Annotated in this window: 16 protein-coding genes and 1 pseudogene; 9 read left to right on the forward strand and 8 right to left on the reverse strand. The window is 40.2% G+C overall.

The window, feature by feature from the left end; all coding sequences use genetic code 11:
* The first annotated feature begins 70 nt into the window (after window positions 1-70).
* Both groES and groL read left to right on the forward strand, forming a co-directional pair.
* Window positions 71-352: a co-chaperone GroES gene (gene groES, locus NSS94_RS06715; RefSeq protein WP_007429271.1), complete on the forward strand. Its 282-nt coding sequence runs from the start codon at window positions 71-73 to the stop codon at window positions 350-352.
* 73 nt (window positions 353-425) lie between these two features.
* Window positions 426-2,054 carry a chaperonin GroEL gene (gene groL / locus NSS94_RS06720; protein ID WP_013309215.1) on the forward strand — a complete coding sequence of 543 codons (1,629 nt, stop codon included), beginning with the start codon at window positions 426-428 and terminating at the stop codon, window positions 2,052-2,054.
* A gap of 98 nt (window positions 2,055-2,152) precedes the next feature.
* Here the strand turns inward: groL and NSS94_RS06725 are convergent, their stop codons facing one another.
* The 3 genes from NSS94_RS06725 to NSS94_RS06735 all read right to left on the reverse strand — a co-directional run bounded on the left by NSS94_RS06725 (window position 2,153) and on the right by NSS94_RS06735 (window position 5,183).
* On the reverse strand, window positions 2,153-2,722 hold the full coding sequence (locus NSS94_RS06725) for a site-specific integrase (RefSeq protein ID WP_445671534.1): 570 nt from the start codon (window positions 2,720-2,722) through the stop codon (window positions 2,153-2,155).
* Window positions 2,723-3,114: 392 nt separating this feature from the next.
* Entirely contained in the window at window positions 3,115-3,741 is a 627-nt protein-coding gene (locus tag NSS94_RS06730) for a sugar O-acetyltransferase (RefSeq protein WP_341039036.1), read from the reverse strand.
* Window positions 3,742-3,809: 68 nt separating this feature from the next.
* Window positions 3,810-5,183 (reverse strand): MATE family efflux transporter, encoded by a 1,374-nt coding sequence (locus NSS94_RS06735; RefSeq protein ID WP_341039038.1) that lies wholly within the window; start codon window positions 5,181-5,183, stop codon window positions 3,810-3,812.
* Between the two features lie 122 nt (window positions 5,184-5,305).
* Here NSS94_RS06735 and NSS94_RS06740 point away from each other — a divergent pair, with 122 nt between their 5' ends.
* Entirely contained in the window at window positions 5,306-6,196 is an 891-nt protein-coding gene (locus NSS94_RS06740; protein WP_341039039.1) for an AraC family transcriptional regulator, read from the forward strand.
* A gap of 372 nt (window positions 6,197-6,568) precedes the next feature.
* On the opposite strand, the gene NSS94_RS06745 is transcribed toward NSS94_RS06740, so the two are convergent.
* Both NSS94_RS06745 and NSS94_RS06750 read right to left on the reverse strand, forming a co-directional pair.
* Window positions 6,569-7,369 (reverse strand): Cof-type HAD-IIB family hydrolase, encoded by an 801-nt coding sequence (locus NSS94_RS06745; RefSeq protein WP_029516304.1) that lies wholly within the window; start codon window positions 7,367-7,369, stop codon window positions 6,569-6,571.
* Between the two features lie 1,455 nt (window positions 7,370-8,824).
* Window positions 8,825-9,163: a winged helix-turn-helix transcriptional regulator gene (locus NSS94_RS06750; protein ID WP_307348518.1), complete on the reverse strand. Its 339-nt coding sequence runs from the start codon at window positions 9,161-9,163 to the stop codon at window positions 8,825-8,827.
* 209 nt (window positions 9,164-9,372) lie between these two features.
* Here NSS94_RS06750 and NSS94_RS06755 point away from each other — a divergent pair, with 209 nt between their 5' ends.
* The gene (locus NSS94_RS06755) at window positions 9,373-10,032 is read left to right on the forward strand and encodes a nitroreductase family protein (protein ID WP_029516306.1); all 660 of its coding nucleotides are present in this window, start codon (window positions 9,373-9,375) and stop codon (window positions 10,030-10,032) included.
* Between the two features lie 478 nt (window positions 10,033-10,510).
* Here the strand turns inward: NSS94_RS06755 and NSS94_RS06760 are convergent.
* Window positions 10,511-11,254: pseudogene (locus tag NSS94_RS06760) on the reverse strand (alpha-amylase family glycosyl hydrolase); the annotation flags it as partial.
* A gap of 215 nt (window positions 11,255-11,469) precedes the next feature.
* On the opposite strand from NSS94_RS06760, the gene NSS94_RS26200 reads away from it, so the two are divergent.
* The 5 genes from NSS94_RS26200 to NSS94_RS06780 all read left to right on the forward strand — a co-directional run bounded on the left by NSS94_RS26200 (window position 11,470) and on the right by NSS94_RS06780 (window position 17,154).
* On the forward strand, window positions 11,470-11,562 hold the full coding sequence (locus NSS94_RS26200) for an S-layer homology domain-containing protein (RefSeq protein WP_373459275.1): 93 nt from the start codon (window positions 11,470-11,472) through the stop codon (window positions 11,560-11,562).
* A gap of 280 nt (window positions 11,563-11,842) precedes the next feature.
* Window positions 11,843-12,073, forward strand: coding sequence for a restriction endonuclease (locus NSS94_RS06765; RefSeq protein WP_080658594.1), 231 nt, complete (start codon window positions 11,843-11,845; stop codon window positions 12,071-12,073).
* A 467-nt stretch (window positions 12,074-12,540) separates the two neighbouring features.
* Window positions 12,541-13,668, forward strand: coding sequence for a hypothetical protein (locus NSS94_RS06770; protein ID WP_341039040.1), 1,128 nt, complete (start codon window positions 12,541-12,543; stop codon window positions 13,666-13,668).
* A 1,174-nt stretch (window positions 13,669-14,842) separates the two neighbouring features.
* The gene (locus tag NSS94_RS06775) at window positions 14,843-15,724 is read left to right on the forward strand and encodes an AraC family transcriptional regulator (RefSeq protein ID WP_341039042.1); all 882 of its coding nucleotides are present in this window, start codon (window positions 14,843-14,845) and stop codon (window positions 15,722-15,724) included.
* A 101-nt stretch (window positions 15,725-15,825) separates the two neighbouring features.
* Window positions 15,826-17,154: a prolyl oligopeptidase family serine peptidase gene (locus tag NSS94_RS06780; RefSeq protein ID WP_029516310.1), complete on the forward strand. Its 1,329-nt coding sequence runs from the start codon at window positions 15,826-15,828 to the stop codon at window positions 17,152-17,154.
* 241 nt (window positions 17,155-17,395) lie between these two features.
* Here the strand turns inward: NSS94_RS06780 and NSS94_RS06785 are convergent, their stop codons facing one another.
* Window positions 17,396-18,898 (reverse strand): oligosaccharide flippase family protein, encoded by a 1,503-nt coding sequence (locus NSS94_RS06785; protein ID WP_341039044.1) that lies wholly within the window; start codon window positions 18,896-18,898, stop codon window positions 17,396-17,398.
* Between the two features lie 75 nt (window positions 18,899-18,973).
* Window positions 18,974-20,095 (reverse strand): amidase domain-containing protein, encoded by a 1,122-nt coding sequence (locus tag NSS94_RS06790; protein ID WP_341039046.1) that lies wholly within the window; start codon window positions 20,093-20,095, stop codon window positions 18,974-18,976.
* Window positions 20,096-20,111 lie beyond the last annotated feature (16 nt).

Raw genomic sequence — 20,111 nt, forward strand, 5'->3', positions numbered from 1 at the left:
CGAGTGCTAATACATACAACATAACAACCAAATTACAGGATAAAACACTTAATAAGGAGGCTATTTTTTCATGATCAAACCTTTGGGTGAACGCGTATTGGTGGAAGCAATTGAGCAAGAGACAACGACTTCCTTCGGGATCGTACTTCCTGACTCTGCCAAGGAAAAGCCGCAAGAAGGCAAAATTATCGCGGTTGGCGCAGGCGCATTGAAAGACGGTGCCCGTATTCCTCTGGAAGTAAAAGAAGGCGACCGTGTCATTTTCTCTAAATACGCTGGAACGGAAATCAAATATGAAGGTAAAGAATATTTGATTATGAAAGAAAGCGATATCCACGCGATCATCGGTTAACCGGAACCCGGACAAGACCTGAATATAGGAATTGAAACAAATCATTCATAATCCATAGGGAGGTTTATCACAAATGGCTAAAGATATTAAATTCAGTGAAGACGCTCGTCGCTCTATGCTGCGCGGGGTTGACGCATTGGCTAACGCTGTTAAAGTAACACTCGGACCGAAAGGCCGTAACGTTGTACTGGAGAAAAAATTCGGTAGCCCGCTCATCACTAATGACGGTGTAACGATTGCAAAAGAAATCGAGCTGGAAGACGCGTTCGAAAACATGGGCGCTCAACTGGTTAAAGAAGTAGCGACCAAAACGAACGATGTAGCTGGTGATGGTACGACTACTGCTACTGTTTTGGCTCAAGCCCTCATCACAGAAGGCCTGAAAAACGTAACTGCTGGCGCTAGCCCAATCGGTATCCGTAAAGGGATCGACAAAGCGGTTAAAGCGGCTGTTGCTGAACTGCAAGCCATCTCCAAACCAATCGAAAGCAAACAATCCATTGCTCAAGTAGCTGGTATTTCCGCTGCTGATGACGAAGTAGGCGAACTGATCGCTGAAGCTATGGAAAAAGTGGGCAAAGACGGTGTAATCACGGTTGAAGAATCCCGCGGGTTTGCAACAGAGCTGGAAGTGGTTGAAGGTATGCAATTTGACCGTGGCTACATTTCCCCGTACATGATTACAGATACGGACAAAATGGAAGCTGTACTGGACAATCCGTATATCCTGATCACAGACAAAAAAATCACAAACACACAAGAAATCCTGCCATTGCTTGAAAAAATCGTACAACAAGGCAAGCCACTCGTTCTGATCGCTGAAGACATCGAAGGCGAAGCGCTGGCTATGCTCGTTGTTAACAAACTGCGTGGTACATTCAACGCTGTAGCTGTTAAAGCTCCAGGCTTTGGTGACCGTCGTAAAGCAATGTTGCAAGATATCGCTGCCCTGACAGGCGGTCAAGTGATCACGGAAGAACTGGGTCTGGACCTGAAAACAGCTTCCGTAGACCAACTGGGTACAGCACGTCAAGTGCGTATCACAAAAGAAAATACGATTGTGGTTGACGGTGCTGGAAACAAAGCCGACATCGACGCTCGTGTTAGCCAAATCCGTACGCAACTGGAAGAAACCACTTCCGAGTTCGACAAAGAGAAACTGCAAGAGCGTCTGGCTAAATTGTCCGGCGGCGTAGCAGTCATCAAAGTCGGTGCGGCTACTGAAACAGAATTGAAAGAACGCAAACTGCGCATCGAAGATGCCCTGAACGCAACCCGTGCTGCGGTTGAAGAAGGTATCGTATCCGGTGGTGGTGTAGCGCTCCTGAACGTATACAAAGCAGTTGCAGCTGTTGAACTGCAAGGCGACGAGCAAACAGGCGTGAACATCGTGTTGCGCGCTCTGGAAGCTCCAATCCGTACCATTGCTGCTAACGCAGGTGAAGAAGGCTCTGTAATCGTTGAGCGTCTGAAACGCGAAGAAGTTGGCGTAGGCTTTAACGCAGCTACTGGCGACTGGGTAAACATGATCGACGCTGGTATCGTTGACCCTGCGAAAGTAACTCGTTATGCATTGCAAAACGCTGCTTCCGTAGCGGCAATGTTCCTGACTACCGAAGCGGTTATCGCTGACAAGCCAGAACCAGAAAAGGCTGCAATGCCTGACATGGGCGGCATGGGTGGAATGGGCGGCATGATGTAATTAGGGCCTCAAAACCCTGTAATACCGCTATTTAAAGGGCTCCCGAGGGGGAGCCCTTTTCTATAAAATCACATAAAAATCACATTCTCTGTAACGAGTCAGATTTGGAGGATGTCTGCGAAGTGATTTTTAATCTTCTCATTGGCATTTTTCTTCATTTTCTCCGTAACGTGCGTATAGACTTTCAATGTCGTTTTTGCGTCATCGTGACAAACTCGCTTCATGATCGTTTTGATATCAACTTCAGCTTCAGTCAGCATCGATATGTGAGTGTGCCGAAAAATGTGAGGAGTAGCTTTCTTTTTAATTGAGGTTTTCTTGAGAATACGTTCCATACGGATTAATATATTTTTTTGAATGAGTGGGTAGCCGTTCTTGTGGGCAAAAACAAAGTTGTTTTCATGATAATCATCAAATAATTTCTTGCATTCAAGTCTGAAAGCTTGTTGTTTAACAATGTGTCTTTGGAGCAAATTCATAACGTTATCAATTATATTAAATTTACGAATAGATCCTGTAGATTTGGGTGGAGTTAGAATGTATTTACGCATATTATTATCAGGATTGTAAAGTGTCTTGGTTATTCGTAACTCATTTAATTCAAAGTTAAAGTCCGTATCTTTTAAAGCACAGAGTTCCCCAGATCGTATCCCTGAAAAGGCAAGCAAGTGAAAGATTTCAATGTCATCAGCTTGTTCAAGATGAAGGATGCTATATTCAACGAATATTTCTAAATACTTATTAACTGTAAATTGACGTTTTGCTTCGCTAATAATGCATTGTTATTAATTTGATACGATATGCTGATCATTTTGATGCGCATCTTCATTAAAGTAATGTTCAAACTGTTTTTGCATTTTATCGGCTACCAAGTGAGTGTGGCGTGAATGCACAATTGCTGTAATGACAAAATAAAGGGAAACTATTGTAAGAAAAAAATAAATTATATTCATCGAAAAACTCCTCTCCGGAAGGTAGATGATCGAAGATGGTATGGTTCCATTTGACTTTATGTGAGCCGTATTTTTATTCTATAAAACTTACTGGTCACTTTTTCTTACTATTCAACTTGATCAAAACGCATGTCTTTATAGTAAAACTCTCTATCATGATCCGTAATCTCCCGAAGAACTCTGCATGGATTTCCAACAGCTATTACATTCGCCGGGATATCCTTAGTTACCACACTACCAGCACCAATTACACTTCCTTTGCCAATCGTGACTCCTGGAACAACAATCGCTCCGCTCCCGATCCATGCCCCATCCTCAATGGCCACTGGTAATGCAAACATCCCGCCTTCTTTGCGCTTTTCTGGATGTACAGGATGATTCGTTACAGCAATCGTTACATTCGGGCCAAACATGACATCATTACCAATCGTAACTTTATAGTCGTCAACCACGGTTAGATTGAAATTGATATATACATTATTTCCTACGGTCGTATTTGAACCATAAGACATGCGAATGGGCGGCTCCATCCATACATTTTCTCCAATACTTCCAAAAAGTTGTTTCATTAACGTTTTGCGCATTTCAACATCATCTGGATGCAAATTATTAATTTCATAGCATATTGCCTTACCACGCTGGCGTGCTTTTGCCAACTCTGCAGCCTCTTTCGGATAATTAGCATCGTGATCTGTAAATAATTGTTTGCTGGTCATTCTTTCTTGGATATTCATGCCACATTCTCCTTTATACATGCTTATATTTATTAGAGTAAATTGCAAAACCTTATTTATGATCAGGTTTATGCAAAGTTTCTAGTGATGTTGTTAAGCCATTTAAACTGTCGATATCGAATAAAAGCAATGGGAAGTTTAATCATCTCGTCTAGGCTGATGACGATATATAAGAAAATGGGGGGGACTTGCCAAACAAAAGCACATAGGTAACTAAGCGGTAGAATAATAAGCCACATGACGACAGTATCGCACCAAAATCCAAATTTAGAATCCCCACCAGCCGTGAATATACCCGCTATAGTTGTGGAGTTAAACGATTTGGCTATACAATAATACGCACTAATGTAAAGCATCCCATCTAGGTAACTTTGAGCAGTTGGATTCAAATTGACGATAGAGTATACCAATGGTTTAATGAACAGAATCGTGCAGCCTGCAATGACTCCAAATATCAAAGCATAAAAGCACATTTTGTTGCCCGCATGCTTTGCTTTCTCGATTTCACCCTGTCCCAAATACTTCCCAACAAGTACAGAGCCCCCAGTAGTGATGCCTCCACAGAGAACCACTGCTAGATTTTTAACTACAGACGCTATGGAATTTGCGGCTACCAGATCGGAGTTCACATGTCCAATAATTGCAGCAGTAGCGGTAAGAGCTCCTCCCCAAACCATATAATTCCCCTGTACAGGCAGAGTATATTTTAGGAAATCTTTTAATAAATTACGTTGAATGCCGTCACGTACAGGCAAACGAAAACGAATGGATCCCTTGGTTATGGAATGAATCACACAACACGCTAGTTCAACAATCCGTCCTAAAACCGTGGCAAGAGCTACGGCTGAAATGGCCAGTTCGGGCCTTGATGGGAATAAAATAAAAATGCAAATGGCATTGAAGAAAATGTTCAAAATCAAACATAAGGAACTAATCCACGCACTAAGTTTTGCATTTTCCATACTTCTAATCACACTGAGATACATCTGCGATATTCCCATCACAAGATAAGAAAAGGAATTCATTTGTAAAAACCTTGAGCCGAATCGAATCAGTTCTGCATCATTGGTGAATAAACGCATAAGTGTACCCGGAAGAAAGAAGGAAGATAAAAAAAACAAAATGGAGACACAAAAGGAGAACATGCAAGCGATACTAAGAATGCGCTGTATGGTTGAAGTATCCTTTTTCCCCCAGTATTGCGCAGTGAGGATACTTGCCCCCGCTGAAATTCCCATATAAAACAATGTTAATGCAAAAGTAATTTGCCCTGCGAGTGATACAGCTGACATTGCGGATTGACTAATCATGCCCAGCATAACTACATCAACGGATATCACAGTTGCTGATATTAAATTTTGTAATGCAATGGGAATGACGAGCGTCATTAACTCCCGATTAAAATCACGATTAGATCCTTTGAGTTGTATGCGGTTTCTCACCTATCTCCTGTCCTCCCCCACTGATCTACACAATATAAGGATAGGATAATATCATTGTTGTTTCCATTAATATTGGCTATAATTTTATAAAAATCGTATATTTACAAAGGGGGGGCTCTTTGATGACAAATTTAGAGGTGTTTTCTGATTTATCAGAACGTTTGAATTATAATCTTCCTGATTTACCGCTTTATGTCCGAAAGGGAAGCCTTCATCAATTTAACAATTATGCAGCAGTAGCGCATTGGCATTTGGACATAGAGTTTATCTACATATTACAAGGATCGATGGATTTCTCTGTGAATGGAAGTATCACTCGATTGCATCAAGGGGATGGACTTTTTGTGAATAGCCAACGTTTGCATTTCGGCTATTCTCTTGCAGACCATAAAGATTGTTTATTCCTTGTCGTCGTCATTCATCCCTCTATCCTTGGTGAGAAGCCTTCATTTATTCAAACATACTGGGGGGAAAAGTTTAGTTTAATGATGGCTGATTTTGTTGTACTTACAGATCAGGTTGATTGGCAGCAAAGAATATTACTGTCCATTCAAGAAATCTATCAGGAAATGCATAAGGACCATACTCCTCCAAATCCGCTTCGTCTGGCATCACAAGCTTTATCTTTGTGTGCAACAATAGGGGATCATTTGCAACCCATTTCTGGGCAACCTGGAGTATTGACGCATGTTCAAGAAATGACGCGTTTCATTCATCAAAACTATGATCAAAAAATAACTCTTGAGGAGATCGCTTACGCAGGAGCCGTTTGCAGAAGCCGTTGCTGTACATTATTTAACAAGTATGTGGGCCACACACCCAACAATTATGTCACTCAATATCGTCTTCAAAAAAGTTGCGAAATGTTAAAAGAAACACGAAGATCCATAAGTGAAATTGCACTTGCCTGCGGTTTTCAAAGTGCTAGTTATTTTTCATCCATTTTTCGTAAACAGATGGGTGTAGTTCCGCAAAATTATCGAAAACAAGTTTCAAATAACGATTCAACTTGAATGGAAGTAATACAAACCGATTTGAAATAATCTGGATTACAACAGTCTTCCAATCAAATATTATTTTTTCAAAAGCGTAATATAGAAATTCAAACAATAAGGAGTACGGACTTTACGTAGAGGAACAACCTGTTTTTTTCACGGAGAGCGCTAACATGCCTGCGTCTTTTTAGATATTTTGGGGCAACATATCCCGCAAAAATTTCATTCTTTATTGATACATGTGATGAGTCTGCTCATAAATCATTTCTTTTTCGGTACATAATAACCATTGGAAGTGCCTGTTTCTGCAACTCAAATGATAAAAGAGCGGGGCAATCACACCATTGCCCCGCTCCTTTACATAATGCAATACCAGTTGACAGACAAGGATCACTGCAAATCCAGTATTTTTTGAATCGTGAGAAGAACACCATTTTCTTCGTTTGACTTAGTAATGAAGTTTGCTGCCTTTTTAGTATTTTCACAAGCATTACTCACTGCAAAACTGTATTTCGCGATTGCCATGAGTTCCACATCATTCTCGCCGTCACCAAATGACATTGTTTCCTCGTATGTGACGCCCAACATTTCTTGCAGTTTCTTTACTGTCTCACCTTTATGCGTATGCAATGCCGTGATATCCAGCCATCTAGCTTCTGAATCAACAATATAAATTTGTCCACCCAACGTATTCTCAACATGCGCTCTTAATGCTGTACTTCGTCCCTCCGTATCGAAGACCGTAATTTTGATAAAACAGCTATCTATGTTTGCAAAGGAGTCTGTTTTTAATACACGTTCATAGGAGCCTTTAACAACGTTATACATATCTTCTGAAATGGAAGAATGAACGTACGCAGCATCACTTGCACATACAATAAGTGTCATATTGTTGTCGAAGTCTTGAATTTGATCAATCGCCTGTAGAGCTAGATCTCGATCAATACTAAACTCTTTAACTACTTGGCCATCTTTTTTAATTCGAGCAGCACTGTCACCCAATATCCAAACTCCCTTGCCATGTTCGTCAAACAATTTTTCAACACGTTCACATTGTTTACCTGTACATGCGACAAATGTGACTTCTTTTTGCTGCATCTCTGCATAAACTTTTTTGAAAAGTTCGACATCGTACAAACTTTTATTGTTCAGAAATGTTCCGTCTAGATCAGTGACTACAAGTTTAATCATACTTATTACCCTCCTGTTTTTTGTTGGTCTTGTTTATCCTTCTGATTGCAATGATCGACGTATTTCACTTGCATGTTCTCCACCAGAATTTGAACTTTTGCGAATATACAATTGCGCTAATGATAAAATACGAACCCATCAAAACGCACGTGGTCAATATATCCACCTAATATTCCCATCAAATTCGCCTCCTGTGAAATTCATAAAACTCTTTTTTTAAATACTTTATAATGGACATTTAAAATGTCTTTAAAAAAATTCAAAACGAGTTGGTCACATGCTTATCTATGATCTCTCGCTACAAAACAAGATTAAAATATGTAACTGGTTTCATGTCAATAAATTAATTTCAGTACATTTTTCCAAGTTACCAAGCCACAATTATGATATGTGATCGTTAAAATGCCAGCTGTTTAGGAAGAGGTATTTTAGAGAATATAAGAAGGAAATTGTTGATGAGGCCGATATGTGGTGAATATTTCGTTATTTGAATCACAAAAAATCACATAAAAAATCCTGAAAAATTAAATTGAATAAGGTTGTATAGGGATATTCAAAAAGTAATTCAATTGGGTTAGTTAGAAAAGCCTTACAACCTTTTTTCTAACTACACAACTACTACGTGGGTATATACCATTTGTGTATCCTCTTAAAAATCAGCTCGTGGAAGATCCATAGTGTACTTATATTAAGTGAACTAGTGTAAATGAAAACGGAGTACCTTGATAGTAAAAATACCCACTAGGTAGATACTACATAGTGGGTCTATTAAGATTAGACCAAAGACTTCACCTATATGTCTACATGGAAAGGGGAGGGGATAGGAAGCTTAGATTAAACAGTCTCTTTCAATATATTACGAAAAAAATCACTTTTGTATGGCTTTTTCTTCGGTTAGGGTTTTCATGAGTTGTGAAATGCAGCTTTGTGCTACGCCAAGTAATTTTGCATATTCAATTTGAGTTGAATTAGGTAGTTTTTGTATTAATTGTTCTAGCTGATTTGACCGCCGTCGACCGTTCGGCAGGAATGGGGGCAAAGATCATGCTGATGCCTTGTGCGGTGCTTGTGTTAGTCACCATCATTATATGGTTTGGCACCCGTCGCACCGGTCCTGGACTGACACCACAGAACATCGCTTCAGTCAAGACGGACACAATAAAATTAGACGATTGATGAAGCTAATTGAATAAGTCCGTTAACAAAGAGGGTACTGCACTCCAGATTTCCTGGGAACAGTACCTTCTTTGCGGCCTGTATATTATTGAATCCCATTCGATTGTAGCCTGTCTCGCGAAAACGTATAGTAGAAATAATGATTGTGCTAAACAGTGAACATTAGTTGAATGAAACGGTGACAGTCTAGGACTTTATTTTCTGGTCCCTAGCTGTTGCCGTTTCATTTTTAAGATCCAGTCTAAACTATTACTTTACCCAAGCGGGGTTTCGCCATCATCAACGCGCTTCCGATGTTCCTCCCCAGGTTTCACCCCATATGCGCATTTCCCGAAGTACAGGTATGTACGCCCTTCCTTTATCTGTTAGCGAATACTCAACAGTAACAGGTGAGGTAGGGAACACCTGGCGGTTGATGACTTCATGCCGCTCAAAATGACGCAGGACATCCGTTAAAGACTTGATGCTGACATTGTCTAAATATCTTCGCATCTGATTAAATCGCTGCGGACCCAGACTAAGTAAGGTGAGTACCAAAATAGCCCATTTTCCGCGAACAACCTCCAACGCCTCGCGAATGGAGATCAGACATTGTTCGTCCTCTTTGCTTATATCCACAAAATCATTCCTTACTATAGTATAGTTAGTCTAATTTATTGAGCTATATAAAAATAATGTGTCTACTTTAAAGTAGACACTTAATAATTTATAGTAACACTAAAGCTTATTTAACTGCAATGGTTGAATTTGTTTTGAAGGTCTACTACTAATTATTTAGAACATCTTGTGCCAACTTGGGGCAAGGTAATTATGGGGAGGAGAGAAGCATGTCCGTTGAACAATCGTCACAGAAGGTGGAGGCGCAGTTTTTCGATGTTATTCAAGATCGGAGATCTGTAAGGTACTATGATTCCGAAGTAAAGATCTCACGGGACGAAATGAAGGATATATTGCAGCTAGCTACACTGGCTCCTTCTGGCGCCAATCTCCAGCCGTGGAGGTTTCTCGTCATCGACTCGCAGGAGCTAAAACAAAAACTGCTTCCGATCGCCAACAGCCAGCAGCAAGTGATTGAGGCTTCAGCTGTCATTGCGATACTCGGAGATTTGGAAGGCTATAAATTGGCCGAGAAAGTTTACGGGATGGCGGTCGATGCGGGGTACATGCCTGAAGAGACAGCTAAATCATTCGTGGAGCGATACCAAAGACTGTTCGCGAGTATGCCTCCAGAAAATGTACTCCGAAAAGTATTTATTGATAGTGGACTGGTATCCATGCAGCTAATGCTTGTCGCCCGTGCAAAAGGCTATGATACGGTCCCGATGGGCGGCTTTGACCAAGTAAAATTTGTAGAAGAGTTTGATATTCCGGCGAGATACGCTCCAGTTATGCTTATCGCCATCGGTAAGGCGGTGAAGCCCGGACACCGGACGGTAAGATTACCGATAGAAGATGTCGCTTTCTTTAATGAATTGCCTAAGGATTGATATTAATCATTCATGTAATATAAAAGAAGCTAAAGGATATGAAATGCACCTCCAATTGTTAACCACTACTAACAATTGGAGGTGCATTTTTGAGTTTTTTGGTGGCACCTGATCCTTATTGATCATTAATGAGGATGTCCCTGGACATTTGCGCTGTGGGGCGGACCACTATTTCACTTACCCACGCCATTTGGTTGCTCAATTGCGAACGCAATAGCTTTAGCGATAGAGTAGGGGGATAACCCAATGTTCTGATAAGCTTCGAGTTTGGCTTTCATCTCTGAGTCCTTTATGGCGTCCAGGGAATCCAATTGTGTGGATCCAGGTGTGTTTGTGAATCCGGGTGAAACGATCGTTACTCGAAGCTTGTTGCTGGCATCTTGACGCAGGCCCTCTGAAATCGAACGGCAAGCTTTGTCCCCAGACTGGCCTTCTGCTCACTGAACAGTATGGTGTGGAAGACCTTTGAAAAATTTGATTACACTGTGTATAAATAAACCTTAGCTTCATATGGTCTCAATGTAATATTTTGAGTATCAACAAGTGCAGTTTCCGACTTGTAGTTGGAAATCAGTAGTTTTCCAGATTGAGGAATAGAACTTTCTTTTGGAAAAGAAATACTCGTAGGTTCACCAAAAAAGTTGAGAATTACCACCAGTCGTTCGTTACCCAATGCTCGCTGATAAGCAAAAACTTTCTCATGATTTTCTGCAACAATTGAGTAGTCACCATAAACAATAATGTCATGCTGCTTGCGCAGTTCAATTAGCCGACGATAATAATGAAAAATAGAATCTGGATCAGACAGCGAAGATTCTACATTAATTTGTTTGTAGTTAGGATTAACACCGATCCAGGGCTTACCAGTTGTAAATCCGGCCTGCGGTGAGTCATTCCATTGCATAGGAGTGCGGCTATTGTCGCGTCCTTTGATGTAGATAGAATTCATAATGGAGGCTTCATCTTGGCCTGCAGCCATGTATTCTTTATACATATTGAGGATTTCAATACCCTTGTATTCTTGGATTGTTTCAAAGCGCACATTTGTCATTCCGATTTCTTCGCCTTGGTAAATGTAGGATGTGCCTTGAAGCGTATGCAATAGGGTCGCCAGCATTTTGCCAGACTCTTTATGATAATTCTTATCGTCTCCAAAACGGGAAAGCATGCGAGGTTGATCATGATTATTCAGATACAGGCTATTCCAACCCTTTCCATTCAGTCGAGCTTAAAAAGAATGCTAATGAAAAAAAGTTCTGTTGGGTACACAAGCTGAGCACTTAGCAACGGTCGGTCTAGTAAGAGTTATCTCTGGATATACATATGCAAGAGTGATTCAGGCTACCGAAAATGAGAGAGGGAATCAGTGGTATACTTGGACCAGGACAAGATTGCTCAGTGGGCCAAAGGAGAGATTATGGGTCTTACGAAGATTATATGGTCCAAGGGTATTCGGACGGAACATTTAGACCGAAAGACCATATGAGTAGACAGGAAGGAGCCATGCTTTCTTTGAAAGAGAAAAAATAATGAAAGAAAATATCAAGCTCAGGCAAATACTGCCCGAGTCATTATCCTGAATCCATAAACCGTGCATAACCGTGTTAAAATTGATGTATAAGATGATCCTGATGGAAAAAAAACTCAGATCATTTTTACAGAAGAAGGAAAGCGAGAAGTTGAGTACACTTAACGCCTGGAAACAAGTGCAAGACAAGAAAACCAGCTAATGTTTGTCAAGGGGTACCACTAATATTTTAACGAAACTATACGCCAAGGACATGGCGTATTTTTCTATAAATTGAACGGTATGATCGTCTATAGGTTGAGTACTAAATTCCATATTGTTCAGGAAGTGCGGAGCGCCCGCGCACATTATAGAGCAAATGGTGCATGGGTTGTCACCAATAGCAACTTTACATCACAGGCCTATGAGTTGGCTAAATCCAATAGTGTCAGGCTAATCAGCCGGAATGAATTTGGTAGAGATGCTAGTACAAACGAAAGAAAAATGTTGTCCTCTAAGAAGACAAGTGCTTAATTCAATAACGATGCTGCCTATTGTAGAATTATTACCTTATAAAGAAAATGATTTTGAATATTATTGAAGTGATCCCACGCGAAATTGAGGAATGATTCAACTGTTGAATGAAAGGGGGAATGATCCTTAGCGAATTGGCTCGAGTGCTATTATTTATAACAGAATCTGAATTATTGCCTTAGTAACATACTGAAGAAATTTTACTAATAAGAGTCTAATAGAAAATGTAGGTTGTAACGAGAAAGATCAGCACTGATCTTTTTGTTTCGTTTGCTGTAGGGAGAAACTCTTTGTTGTAAAAGATCCTTATAGGTGATCCTCACAAATAACCGTGGGTAGTAGTACATAAGGTTTGTTGATTGTTTTCTTAGTTGAATTAGAATCGATTTGCTGCAATTCATGTTCCCATTGACTTATATACTCTAGAATAGAAATAAATCTTTTACTTTGAAGGGAGACCGAAACATATGAGGGGTTTGTACTATCATCCTAATCGGATCAAATATAATGGTTCACCAGTGTTAATAGACTCAGGAAAACACGATGCCATATCATTGTTTGTAAAGTTAATAGAACAAATGGCACCAGATGTACTGGAACAATTAGAACATGGCGTTTATGAAAGCTATACACAAGCTTTTCAATGGTATGCAAGTCAAAAGGAACTGACTCCCAATGAAGAGCCGTCAAATTGGAAACTAATAAAAGCAGCCCGCACAGATTACTTTCCTGAATATATGAAATTAAAAGAGAGTCTATACGGCTGGGCTACTAAGTACCACTTAACAGGAGATGGAGACTTGTACCTAAATTTGGCTCTATGGGGGATTGCTAACTATTATGATGACCGGAAAGAGGAATCAAGAAAAGAAAGACAGCTGAATATAAAAAAGCACGCTGAAGATCTTGAAGTCGGTCCGGAGGCTCTTCGCGCAATGTCAATTTACAAATGCTCTTGGCCGTATGAGGAACAGTTATCATTATCAGAGTATCTCTACTTTGAGGACGAACACGACGATATTGAATTAAGTAGAAGTGTCGGTAAACAAGAAAAAATATATCATTCATTTTTTTCGAGATATTTCCCTTTCGTGTTTTCCCCAGAAGATATATTCTGTTTGTCTGGAAACGATAAACCAAATATCCATGCTTTTGAAATGCTTAGAATGTTTGACGAAAGTAAGAGCAATATTATTGAAGCTAAAATCATGGATTCGTCTAAAACTAACTCACTTACACAACCATGGGAGGTCGGGAAGGGTTGGGATCCGCGGAAAGAAACCTGGAAAGAGTTCGAGAGACTCATAGACACATATTATGAACAATATAAAAATCTATATCGTGAACGAACAGAGCAATTCCTTCAAGAACGAGGATATGTAAAAGATAAAGAGAAGAGAAATTTAGAACATTTTAAATGGCTCGTAGATTATCAAATTAAAGGATGGACTCTAAAAGAAATTGCTGATCACTATAGTAAGGTTAGATCTGAGATAATCAACGAGGATACTATTTTCCATGGAATTAAAAATACAGCCAACTTGGTTCTTGTTCATCTAAGATCCTCAAAAAACAAACAAGACACTTGGATTTAACAATTTCAATGATGGCTGTCATTACCACCTAGTAATACAAAGAGGAATAATATATGAAAAAGAAATTATTCTTTGTATCAGCCTTATCTATTAGTTGTTGGGAGCTGTTGTGCTGTTGTCGTGCCGAGTGCGATCTTTGCAAGTGTAACTGATTCTGCCAATATATCCGCTACTGCGACCCAAGATGTTGGTACAACAAATAACTTCTCAAAAATCCAGAAACGTTTTTAATGACACATCCAACAAACAAGATCCAGTAACAAACTGAAGATCGTAAGAGGCGGAAAGGAGGAAGCAAAAGCGAATTATCAAAAATTCAAAAAACATGGCCTAATCGATGGTCTTAGCTGGTTGACTGGAGATAAAGCAGAATAGTCAAAATGGAACCATATGTATTAAGGTTAATTTATCACACTTCCAAAAACTTCAAAGTAGTAGAACCTGCCCTGGGATTTTCTGGGGCTCTTTTTGGTTGTCCTTCCTTACAAAAGCTGCCTCCTTTAAATTTGGACCTTTGCATTTTTTCATGTTTAGGATACCCGGTATCATTTTTTACAATAAGATCAGAGAATGGATCTGGTCGATACTATGAGCTGAAGAAGAACCTATGAAGTATGTGTTTATGGAAAACATCCATTTTTGTTACATAACAAAATCAATTTAGAACATAATATGCTTGCACAAAAATAATCCTTAGAGGTGATTTAATGAACAATTCAGAAAAACAATTTCAGATAAAATCCTATTCCAGCACAGAATCTCAGAGGGTATTAGAATATTGGACGCTAGAAAGAATAACATGAATGAATATAGGCAAATGAAATTTTCTGAACAGGGAACAAACCATGTTATAAAATAAGAGTTAAGTTCAGAAACGTTTATCGGCGAGAATCAATCCAGTTTTTTCACTTCATTACGCTCTAAAATGAAAGCGTTGACATGTATTTCAACCCACTATATACTTAGCTTAATTAAATGAATAGCACTAGGATTGTTACTGTTACGCAGGCAAAACCTAAGGAACAAAATGTTAAGATCCAAGGATCTTATGTATTTTGTTATACTTAGGTTTTTTTGTTTATAGAGAGAGGGAGGTTAAATACAAGTGGTTTCGGCACTCTGCTGAAGCCATTTTCTTCTATTTATGAGGTCACATCTGAGAGGAGCGATAAACTTGGAATACAAATATGAGCTGGTCCAGGCAGACAATCATTTTCCGTTAAAAATTATAGTTCATTCCTCCAATGAACCAGCATACATACCTGGGCATTGGCACGATAGCATCGAAATATCCTATGTACTTTCAGGAAGAATTGACCATATCTATATTGATGGTGCGAGCTATAGCTCCAAAGGAGGAGATATTGTGCTCATTAATTCGAATGCTATTCATTCCTTTTCTGTGGCTAAGGGAAAAGGAAGAGAGGCCATAACCGTTCTGATTCCTTCTGAATTTATTAGAGCAAATGTCAACGGCAGTAACCCCATTTCATTTGACTGTATATCCATTTTCGAAACTAACGAGCAGAGATTACAGCATTTTGCGGAGCTGCGTGATTTGCTAAACACCTTATTTGTGGCTTATCTCAATCAGCATAATGACTCTTTAGCACATATCCATTTAACATCGCTATCTTATAAACTGGTGTATCTGTTATTAATGCATTTTAAAATGGACAATGAATCTATCCCCGGCTTTAACTCTGATAAATATTTGGAGCGGCTGACGCTGATAACCAATTATATCAAAGAGAATTACGATCAAAGCTTATCCCTGGATTCCATAGCCCAGGTTTTTGGACTATCTCCCGAATATTTGTCCCGTTTTTTTGTGAAGCATGTAGGGATGACTCTATTTCAATATATCAATGCCATCCGTCTGGAGAGATCTTATCGTGTTCTTATGAATACGGATCATTCCATCATACAAATTGCGTTGGAGCACGGTTTTCCGAACGAGAAGTCTTTTGCCAGGGTATTTAAGAAGGTTTTCCAGGCAACACCGCATCAATATCGAAAAGAGAACAAGAGGTATTCTGGAGCAAGGAGTCAGTAATTGACCTGAATTAGGCTAATAAAAGACAGGATGCAAATTAAAAAGATTATTAAAATAAACAATGTAAGCGTTCTATTAATGGATCTGGGAGGTAAGACATCATGTTTAAACGGTTTCAAAAGGCTGCTAAGACAACTATGTTACTCACTTTAGCTATCGGTACGACTCTTGTTTTCAGCTCCGGTGCATGGGCCAAGGATGTAAAGATACAGCCCACCTCATACCGGACGGTTGCGGAAGTTAAGGATTGGGGAGCAGCCATTACGAAGATCATTGTTAACCTGGGTAAGCCAGTCCCTAAAGATGCGATAACTAAGGATACATTTAAGGTGCATGTGGGAAGAAGCGACAATCGGTTGTTAAATCCCTTTATTGAAAATGGCAACCGGAAAGTCACCAAGGCCTATGTATCGGACAAAAGTGGAAATCCTGTAAATAAAACCGGAAGCTATGTTGTATTGGAAATGGAAATCGGTCCGACATTAACACTAAGCTCCGCTATTCATTATGATGCGGCAGGCTCCGGGTTTAATGCATGGAATGATAACAAATACACGATCACGCAGCAAAAAACTATTAAAACCAAATCCGGAACGATTTCCGATTTGAAGATTGATACTTCCGCAGGACAGATACGGAAGTTGGTTGATCAATTTGCGACCGGTAAATCTACTTTTGATGGAGTTACTTTAACCTACGCAGACTATGCACCGGCAAAAGACAAAGTGAAAAACCCTTTGGTGATCTGGCTGCATGGTATGGGTGAGGGAGGTACCGATCCAACGATTCCGATTGCCGGAAATAAAGCAGCAAATTTTGCCTCTAAGGATATCCAATCCTATTTTGGCGGGGCTTATGTGTTGGCACCTCAGACCCCAACCTACTGGATGGATGGCTTTACAAGCTTTGGGGACGGAACCTCCAAGTATGAGCAAGCATTGATGTCCTTAATTAAGGATTACGTGGCCCAAAACAAAGACATTGATACAGATCGAATCTACATTGGTGGAGACTCCAACGGTGGTTACATGACTATGCTGATGATCCGTGACTATAAAGATTATTTTGCAGCAGCTGTGGTTGCATGTGAAGCCTTGAAGGATAGTCTTATAACCGATGAACAGATTAACGAAATGAAGGACCTGCCGATCTGGTTTGTGGCTGCCAAAACCGACACCGTGGTTCCGCCCAACGATTATACGGTTCCGACTTACAACCGTTTAGTGAATGCTGGAGCAAAGGATGTTCATATGTCGTTATTTGATAACGTAGTGGATACCTCTGGTTTGTACAAGAAGAGCGACCAAACACCGTATGAATACAACGGCCATTGGTCTTGGATTTACGTATATAACAACGAAGTATCGAAGGTGATTAACGGAAAGAAAACAACGATGATGCAATGGCTTGCCTCCAAAACATTGGACTGAAAGATAGCATGAACCAAAGCATGAACCAAAGCATGAACCAAAGCGTTGAGCTTGGACGTAGCAGTAATAGTAAATACAACTTCGCTTAACGCACATACATTTTCCAGACGAAAACTCAAGGAATCAGTATGACAGACTGTACTTGAGCAGCTCGGCAAAAGAATGATACACATAGCTAAATGCTAACATTCAAATAGAAAAGGGCTTCCCATAAGTTTGATAAACTTATGAGAAGCCTTTCCTACTCTTTGAAAACGCTTTTTAATCGAACCTTTAAATACAAAGCACACCAGAAGCAGTAATGGATTACCTCCACAATTATATGAGCCGTCTCTGGCCATTCCAATGAGGATAACGTCTTGGAACACAACATGCCCACTATAAGAATGGCTTCAAAAACTAAAATATCTACTAACAGCATAATGGCTAAACAGGATTTGGCACGTTGAAAGAGTTGAAGGACTTTGAAATTCCAACCTGTTGCGATCAACTCCAGCGTTATGATCCCCAGGGACATGCCGGTATACCCGAAATCGGGAATGGCAACCAAGGAGTAAAGAATGATGAAATTGGCAAGTACACCTGTGCAAAGGCCGATAAAGGGAGTTTTCTTCCGATTTTGTGCCCATAAGACGCTAGTTGTGATTTCCCGCCATCCAACGAGTAATGGTAGCATAGCCAACGATTTAATAGGAATTTCGGCATTTTGTATATCAAAAACAAGTAGGGAGATATCTGGGGCATATTTAAAAATGAAAAAACCTGAGGCTAATCCCCAGACCCACGCTACCTCAATAGCGGCATAGCCTTTTTTATAGAATGAGTTGTACTTCTTATTTTGCCAGTCTGCTGTTATTTTCATAGTGAGCGTATGGGTTAACGCGCCTGTAATCAAAGTAGGCATATAAGCGACGACAAGGGCGATGCCAGTAACAATACCGAACATCTCCGCTGCCTCTTTAGAAGAAACCCCGGCAACTTGTAACCGTTGGGGAATAATGATCGCATCCATAAAATCAGACGTAGGTATGAGCAAACGTGTAAGCGCAATAGCAAAGGAAGCTTGTACTACTAAAGGTAATTCTGTTCGAATTGATGGAGGGGATAAAGCTACAGAAGGGCGGTTATACATAAAAAAAGCAATAAGCACAGCAAAGGATAACAACGCGCCTGTAAAAGTTCCAAGTACCGCTCCACCAACAGCAAACTCGATGCCGGATTGGATAAATAATGGCACTAGCAACATCAAAGTACCGATCCGGGCAGTTTGCTCTATGATTTCCGAAATGGCGATCGCAGTGTACTTTTCAAGACCTTGCAAATATCCACGCAGCAGACTTAACAAGGGAACGGTCAGTATAGCTGGGGCTAGGCATCGAATCACAAAATTGATCTGCGGATAGCCGAGTAATTTAGCAAGGGGCGTTGAAAACCAATAGGTCAATAAACTGCATGCCAATCCCGTTAGAATTATGGGTATTGAAAAAATTTTGAACAACCGCCAGCCTTTTGCCGTATGTTTAGCTGTAAACATAGCCAACGCTGTTGGCAATCCCCCGGAAATAATCATCAATACTAAGCTGTAGAAGGAATAGACTAACTGGTAGAGGCCCATTCCTTCAGCTCCAACTAGCCGTATCATAAATACTTTTCCGATTAGACCTATGGCTTTCACGACGATCATCGCATTAGCTCTCACCATAGTTTGTTTTAATAAAAGAGGTAATTTCAAATCGTTTTTCACCCCATTAGAAGCTGTCCATTCTATTTCTATGACAGTATTCTTTGGGATATGAGCAAGTGTTGCGATTCAAGATGCTTAATCTTGTATATGAATCAATAAATACTTGGTGCTTCTATCCCATCCCAAGTCGAAGGGAACCCTGAAACGGTCTGCCGTATGAGAGTTAACTAAAGGATAACCACCCCCATCGAATCCGACAACAACGGAGAAGTGGTCTACATCTCCTTTTAATACGTAAGCAATCAAATCACCTGGTAGCAACTGTGGTCTGTATTGATGCTGCTGACCATTGACCGCGCGGACAACATCTGAGAAGCTCCCTTGTCCTATAATCCTCCCATAGCCGGAGCGTATCAGAAAATTTTTAAAAGCGTCCGTTTGAACCCAGGCTTGGCTTCCGCCGTTACCATACGAGTAATGCCACCCAGATTTCATAGGCAGTCCTCCACCTTCCTCCTTGTCTCCGATAACTTGGGAGGAGAAGTTGGTACAGTCGCCCCCTTTGGAGTTATAATCCAGGTATTTTGGGTTATATCGCTGACGATTTCCTGCTCCCCATGTTATTCCAGCATACTTGTTAGCATAGTCAATGGCTCGGGCTCTATTGTAATTATGGATAACCTTCTCTGATGGAACCGAGTCTTTATGAGGAATAAAACTTGAATCAAGCGGTTCAATTTTTTTTGGATTTTCTTCCAATGGATCTGAATACCATTCACGTTCCAAATACCAACGGCTATCTTTTTTTCTAAGTGTAATGCCATGACGTGTTCCAATTCCAAAATCATGCTGACCGGAGTAGCTGTCGATATACTCATAACTCAATTTTAAGGACTGAACAAGTGACACCTTTGCCGTATCGTCTAACACTTCTATACGGGATATCCGAATGGAGCTTTCTGCATTCACGAATTTCATTTTTCGATGCTTGGCCCATTCCTGAATATATTCTGCTCTGTTCATTTCATGAAGGTATGCGTAGTTGCTTCGATTGTGCTTTACTAAATAATAGTCCTCAATATGCTTTTTATCCTGATCCATCAACAACCGGGTGCGATCATTAAACAGCTCTTGAAGAAAAGGAATAACGTCATCTTGTTTTGCTGGCTCTGCTTGTACACGAAATGAAGAGAAGCTGTAAGCGGGGATCATTATTAAGATCATGCACAGCAATTGCAATTTAGCGGTCTTAAGCACATTATTCATTCTCCTT

The sequence above is a fragment of the Paenibacillus sp. FSL L8-0644 genome (assembly GCF_038008165.1).
GTDB lineage: Bacteria > Bacillota > Bacilli > Paenibacillales > Paenibacillaceae > Paenibacillus > Paenibacillus polymyxa_D.

Excerpts from the sequence above, each read along its gene's own strand:
- NSS94_RS26200 (WP_373459275.1), top strand. The coding sequence starts at position 11,470 with ATGGTCCAAGGGTATTCGGACGGAACATTTAGACCGAAAGACCATATG.
- NSS94_RS06730 (WP_341039036.1), bottom strand. The coding sequence starts at position 3,741 with ATGAATATCCAAGAAAGAATGACCAGCAAACAATTATTTACAGATCAC.
- NSS94_RS06765 (WP_080658594.1), top strand. The coding sequence starts at position 11,843 with ATGATCGTCTATAGGTTGAGTACTAAATTCCATATTGTTCAGGAAGTG.
- NSS94_RS06745 (WP_029516304.1), bottom strand. The coding sequence starts at position 7,369 with ATGATTAAACTTGTAGTCACTGATCTAGACGGAACATTTCTGAACAAT.
- NSS94_RS06770 (WP_341039040.1), top strand. The coding sequence starts at position 12,541 with ATGAGGGGTTTGTACTATCATCCTAATCGGATCAAATATAATGGTTCA.
- NSS94_RS06780 (WP_029516310.1), top strand. The coding sequence starts at position 15,826 with ATGTTTAAACGGTTTCAAAAGGCTGCTAAGACAACTATGTTACTCACT.
- NSS94_RS06740 (WP_341039039.1), top strand. The coding sequence starts at position 5,306 with ATGACAAATTTAGAGGTGTTTTCTGATTTATCAGAACGTTTGAATTAT.
- NSS94_RS06755 (WP_029516306.1), top strand. The coding sequence starts at position 9,373 with ATGTCCGTTGAACAATCGTCACAGAAGGTGGAGGCGCAGTTTTTCGAT.
- groES (WP_007429271.1), top strand. The coding sequence starts at position 71 with ATGATCAAACCTTTGGGTGAACGCGTATTGGTGGAAGCAATTGAGCAA.
- groL (WP_013309215.1), top strand. The coding sequence starts at position 426 with ATGGCTAAAGATATTAAATTCAGTGAAGACGCTCGTCGCTCTATGCTG.